This window comes from Pseudomonas sp. NFACC46-3, from assembly GCF_900114515.1.
Lineage (GTDB): Bacteria > Pseudomonadota > Gammaproteobacteria > Pseudomonadales > Pseudomonadaceae > Aquipseudomonas > Aquipseudomonas fluorescens_Q.
Window position 1 is genome coordinate 1 of record NZ_FOTH01000073.1, and the last position, 5,435, is coordinate 5,435.

Annotated in this window: 4 protein-coding genes; all 4 read left to right on the plus strand. The window is 61.2% G+C overall.

Going from position 1 to position 5,435, the window contains the following annotated elements; translation table 11 throughout:
• The coding region (locus tag BM300_RS29680) for a group II intron maturase-specific domain-containing protein (RefSeq protein WP_305883549.1) at nucleotides 1-267 on the plus strand (267 nt) is incomplete at its 5' end.
• Nucleotides 268-556: 289 nt separating this feature from the next.
• Nucleotides 557-1,615: a tetratricopeptide repeat protein gene (locus BM300_RS29685; protein ID WP_092142922.1), complete on the plus strand. Its 1,059-nt coding sequence runs from the start codon at nucleotides 557-559 to the stop codon at nucleotides 1,613-1,615.
• 341 nt (nucleotides 1,616-1,956) lie between these two features.
• The gene (locus BM300_RS29690; RefSeq protein ID WP_092142919.1) at nucleotides 1,957-3,459 is read left to right on the plus strand and encodes an ATPase domain-containing protein; all 1,503 of its coding nucleotides are present in this window, start codon (nucleotides 1,957-1,959) and stop codon (nucleotides 3,457-3,459) included.
• The gene (locus BM300_RS29695) at nucleotides 3,456-5,126 is read left to right on the plus strand and encodes a response regulator (RefSeq protein ID WP_092142915.1); all 1,671 of its coding nucleotides are present in this window, start codon (nucleotides 3,456-3,458) and stop codon (nucleotides 5,124-5,126) included. Before BM300_RS29690 ends, BM300_RS29695 begins: the two co-directional genes overlap by 4 nt.
• Nucleotides 5,127-5,435 lie beyond the last annotated feature (309 nt).

Here is a 5,435-nt window from a genome sequence, read left to right on the forward strand (position 1 = left end):
AAGAAGCCACTTGAGGAGTTGGACGGATGGGTGCGACGTAAGCTTCGGTGTGCCATCTGGCGCCAATGGAAGCAGCCCTCGACGAGGGCGCGCAACTTAATGCGCTTGGGGCTTGGCGAAGCTCGTGCCTGCAAGTCAACGTCGAATGGCCGCGGCCCATGGTGGAACTCGGGGGCGTCGCATATGAATCAGGCGCTGCCGAAGAAACTGTGGAACCAACTCGGACTGGTCTCGATACTGGACACGATCAACGGCTTATCTGCATAACCTGAACCGCCGTATACGGAACCGTACGTACGGTGGTGTGAGAGGACGGCGGATGCAAATCCGCCTCCTACTCGATCCTATCGCCCACGACCCAGCGTGAAAGAGCCCATTGTGGGGAATGAGCTTGCTCGCGATGGCGGTGGGTCAGTCGACATCGATATCGCTGAACCGACGCCATCACCAGCAAGCTCGACCCCACAGCTCCGCTACCGCTGTGACAAGGTTTGACTCAAGCCGCCACCTGACCGAAGCTTGCGGCATTTCACGCTTCTGGTAATGGATTCCCTGCATGCCCTCGCCTCGCCGCCGCTATCTGCTCCTCAGCCTCTGTGTCCTGTTGTTGATCGGTCTTGTCGCGCTATGGCTACGCAGCACCACGCCGCAAATCCCCGAAGCGATCAAGCGTGGTTACAGTGAAGCCCTGGAAAGCGCCCGCAACGGACAGCCGGGAGCGGCGCGCATGCTTTACCAGCAACTGGGGCGCCCAGACCTCTCGCCCAAGCGCCGCGTGTTGCTGCACGCGGAACTGCCCAACTACCCCAGCCCCCAAGCCCTGAAGCTGGCGGACGCGGACCTGCACAACGAATCGCCGGACGTGCGTCGAGCCGCCATCGGCAGCGTCGTCGGGCTGGTACCGACAGGCCAGCGCAGCCTGTTGCTCGGCCCGCTCCTGGATGATGATGACCAGAACGTCCGGTTCGCCGCCGTGAACGCGCTGCTGGGCTTGTCGCCGGATGATCTCGGCCTGTATTTCGGGGCGATGCAGTTAGCCATCGACACCTGGGAACAGGTGCTCGAGGACGGTCCGAAAACCGCTGAGACCCACTGCCAGCTCGCCCGACTGCACCTGCACAACGCCGAACTGAAGAAAGCCCAACGGGCCCTTGAACAGGCCCTGCGCCTGCAACCGGACAACCTGCCAGCACTGGTCATGCAGATCGAAGTACTGGACAAACAGGGCCAAAGCGAAGCTGCGCGATTATTGCTCGCCCGACAGTTGCAAACCCAGCCAGCGTCGGCTTATCTGCAACATGCGCTGGGCATGTGGCTGCTGCAACACGGCCAGAACGAGTATGCGGTGCTCGGCTTGGCAAAAGCGGTGGAGCTGGAGCCCGAGAACCGCCATTACCGTTATGACCTGGCGACCACCCTGCATGCCGAGCAGGAAGTGGAAGCCGCGCAGAAACAGCTGCAGGAAATCGTCCAGCGCTATCCCGCCGACCGCAAGGCACGGGTGCTGCTGATCAACTATTGGAAGGAGACCGGCCAATTGCAGAATGTTCAAATCCTGCTGGCGCAACTTGAACAGCTGAACCCCGATGACCCGGCGCTGCAGCAAGGCCTGTAGGCCTAATGCCTAACTTTTGTCAGCTGGAACCTTGGGCAAACACACAAACCGTGGCGAGGGAGCTTGCTCCCGCTGGGTCGCGAAGCGGCCCTGTTTTGGGGCTGCTGCGCAGCCCAGCGGGAGCAAGCTCCCTCGCCACGGGGTTACTGCTCGGCTTCATTTCGCTTAGCTGACTGGCATTGGTCTGTAGGCCCTCATTGCACGCCGAAAGTTGTGCAATACACCGCGTTTTATCGATGTAAGCGGAACCGCCATCACCGCCAAAGGTCAAGTGTTCAGGCAGTTGAATTCAGGCGTTACCCCGCCTGCTGCCCACTTCCCTAGTCATGAGAGGGCTATTTTTGTCTACATCTAACGAGTTGATCAGTGCAAAAGCCGCCACCGGCATCGAAGGACTGGACGATGTCCTTTCCGGTGGATTGTCCCGCGGCCATGTGTTCCTGCTCGAGGGGGAACCAGGGACTGGTAAGACCACGGTCGCGCTGCATTTTCTGTTGGCCGGCGCCAAGGCTGGCGAGCGCTCGTTGTACATCACGCTATCGGAAACCGAGCGTGAACTGCGTCAGGGCGCAACCTCCCACGGGTGGACGCTGGACGACAACATTCATATTTTCGAACTGACCCCGCCCGAAAGCCTGCTCAATGCCGAGCACCAGCAGAGCCTGCTGTACTCCTCGGACCTGGAGCTGGGCGAAGCGACGCGGCAGATCTTCGAAGTGGTCGAACGGGTCAAGCCGACCCGGGTGGTGCTCGACAGCCTGTCGGAGATCCGCCTGCTGGCGCAAAGCTCCTTGCGCTATCGTCGCCAGATCCTCGCGATCAAGCACTACTTCGTGCGCTACGACGCCACGGTCCTGCTGCTCGACGACCTGACCACCGAGTCCCTCGACAAGACCGTCCACAGTGTCGCCCACGGGGTGATTCGCCTGGAAGAACTGACGCCCAACTATGGCGCCGAACGGCGGCGGATCCGGGTGGTCAAGTATCGCGGGCAGAAATACCGCGGCGGTTACCATGACTTCACCATCATGGGCGACGGGGTACATGTCTTCCCACGCCTGGTGGCCGCCGAGCACCGAGGCCAATACCTGCGCCAGCAACTCTCCAGCGGCATCGGCGAAATGGACGCCCTGCTGGGTGGCGGTATCGAGACCGGCTCCAGCACGTTGATTCTCGGCCCGGCGGGGACCGGCAAGTCGCTGATAGCGCTGATTTTTGCCGCCGCCGCCGTACATCGCGGCGAGAAAGCCGCGCTGTTCATCTTCGATGAAGAACTGGGTTTGTTGTTCGAACGCATGAAAAACATCGGCATCGACCTGCAAGCCCTGCAAGAGACCGGCAACCTGCTGATCGAACAAGTGGACGCCGCCGAGCTGTCTCCGGGTGAGTTCTCCCACCGCGTGCGCCGTTGTGTCGATGAGGGAGACATCAAGACCGTGGTCATCGACAGCATCAATGGCTATCAGGCGGCCATGCCGGAGGAGAACGCCCTGGTCCTGCACATGCATGAATTGTTGCTCTACCTCAACCGCAAGGGCGCGGCGACCTTCATGACTGTTGCACAGCACGGTCTGGTCGGCGACATGCAGGCGCCCGTCGACATTACTTACCTGGCTGACACGGTGATTCTTTTGCGTTATTTCGAAGCACTGGGCAAGGTGCGCCGGGCGATCTCCATCATCAAGAAACGCACGGGCAGCCATGAGTCGACCATCCGCGAATACCGCATCAGCGGCTTGGGCATGACCATCGGCGAGCCGCTCGAGGCGTTCCAAGGTGTCTTGCGAGGGGTTCCCTCTTATGTAGGCGAGAGCAACCCGCTGCTCAGGGATGAACACCGGTGACGCTGGCCGAGCCCCTGTCCGAGCGGGCGCTGATCCTCGCGCCGCTGGGACGGGACAGCCAGATCGCCTTGATGATCCTCAATGAAGCCGGTTTTGCCGGCCTCATCTGCCGTCATCTGGGCCATTTGTGCGAAGAATTGGAAAAAGGTGCCGGCCTGTTGGTGATTTCCTCGGAAGCGCTGGTGGGGCCTGATCTGGAAGCGCTGTTCCTGTACATCGAGCAGCAGCCGGCCTGGTCTGACCTGCCCATTGTCTTGCTGACCCATCACGGCGGCCCGGAACAGAACCCGGCGGCGCGTATCGGTACGCAACTGGGCAACGTGACCTTCCTTGAGCGCCCTTTCCACCCAGTGACCCTGATCAGCCTGGTGACCACCGCCCTGCGAGGTCGTCGAAGGCAGTACGAAGCCCGCGACCGCCTGATCGACCTGAGCAACAGCGAACTGCGCCTGCAAACCACCCTTGAAACCCTTGAACAGCAAGTGGAAGAACGCACCGCCCAGTTGCGCCATAACGAAGAGGCATTGCGCCAGTCACAGAAAATGGAAGCAGTCGGCCAACTCACCGGCGGTATCGCCCACGACTTCAACAACATGCTCACCGGAATCATCGGCAGCCTCGAACTGCTGCGCCGGCGCCTGGCCCGGGGCCGCACCGAGGACCTGGACAGCCTGATCGACCTGGGCGTGACCTCGGCCAACCGCGCCGCCGGCCTGACCCATCGCCTGCTGGCGTTTTCCCGTCGGCAATCACTGGACTCCAAGGCCGTCCAGATGAATACGCTGGTACTGTCCATGGGCGAGTTGCTGCAACGCAGCCTCAACGAAAGCATCCACCTGGACATGCAGCTGGACGAGCAGCTCTGGGTCGCCGAAGCCGACCCCAACCAACTGGAAAGCGCCCTGCTCAACCTGGTCCTCAACGCCCGGGATGCCATGCCCAATGGCGGGAACCTGGTGGTAAAGACCTGCAACCAGCACCTTGACGCCGACTTTACCGACGCCTACACCAACCTGGAACCCGGCGACTATGTGGTGCTGAGCGTGCAGGACAGCGGTTGCGGCATGCCCGAAGCGATCATCGGTCGTGCGTTCGATCCGTTCTTCACCACCAAGCCAATCGGCCAGGGCACCGGGCTGGGCCTGTCGATGATCTATGGGTTCAGCAAGCAATCGCGCGGGCATGTGACCATCGACAGCGAAGTCGACAAAGGCACCACGGTGAACCTTTACCTGCCGCGCTTTCGCGGCGAGGAAATACACGAACCACAGGCCACCACCCCACATGCACCGCATGCGCAGGACGGTGAGACCGTGCTGATCGTCGAGGACGATCCAGCGGTGCGAGTGCTCGTGAGCGCGGTGTTGAGCGAGTTGGGCTATGCCTTTGTGGAAGCGGCCGATGCCAACGGCGCAGTACCAATCCTCCAGTCAGGCCAACGCATCGACCTGCTGATCAGCGACGTGGGCCTGCCCGGCATGAATGGCCGGCAACTGGCAGAAATCGGCCGGCAGATCCGCCCGGACCTGCGGGTACTGTTCATCACCGGTTACGCGGAACATGCAGCGGTACGCGGCGGTTTCCTTGACCCGGGGATGCAGATGATCACCAAGCCATTCACGTTTGATTTGTTGACAGCCAAGGTGCGGGAGATGATCACGGTTTGAGTCGATTGAATGTCTCTTGTGGCGAGGGAGCTTGCTCCCGCTGGGGCGCGAAGCGGCCCTAAAACCTCAATCCCGGTTATGCCAGATTCAATGATGTCGCCTGCCTTGGGCCTGCTGCGCAGTCCAGCGGGAGCAAGCTCCCTCGCCACGAAAGCGGCCCGGGCACCTCATTTATCTGCATGAAGCAACCCGGATACAAACACTTGGTAGCAGGCTGGGAAAAAATCAGTTGCAGCGCCACAGCTCCCTGTGGCGAGGGAGCTTGCTCCCGCTGGGGCGCGAAGCGGCCCTAAAACCTCAATCCCGGTT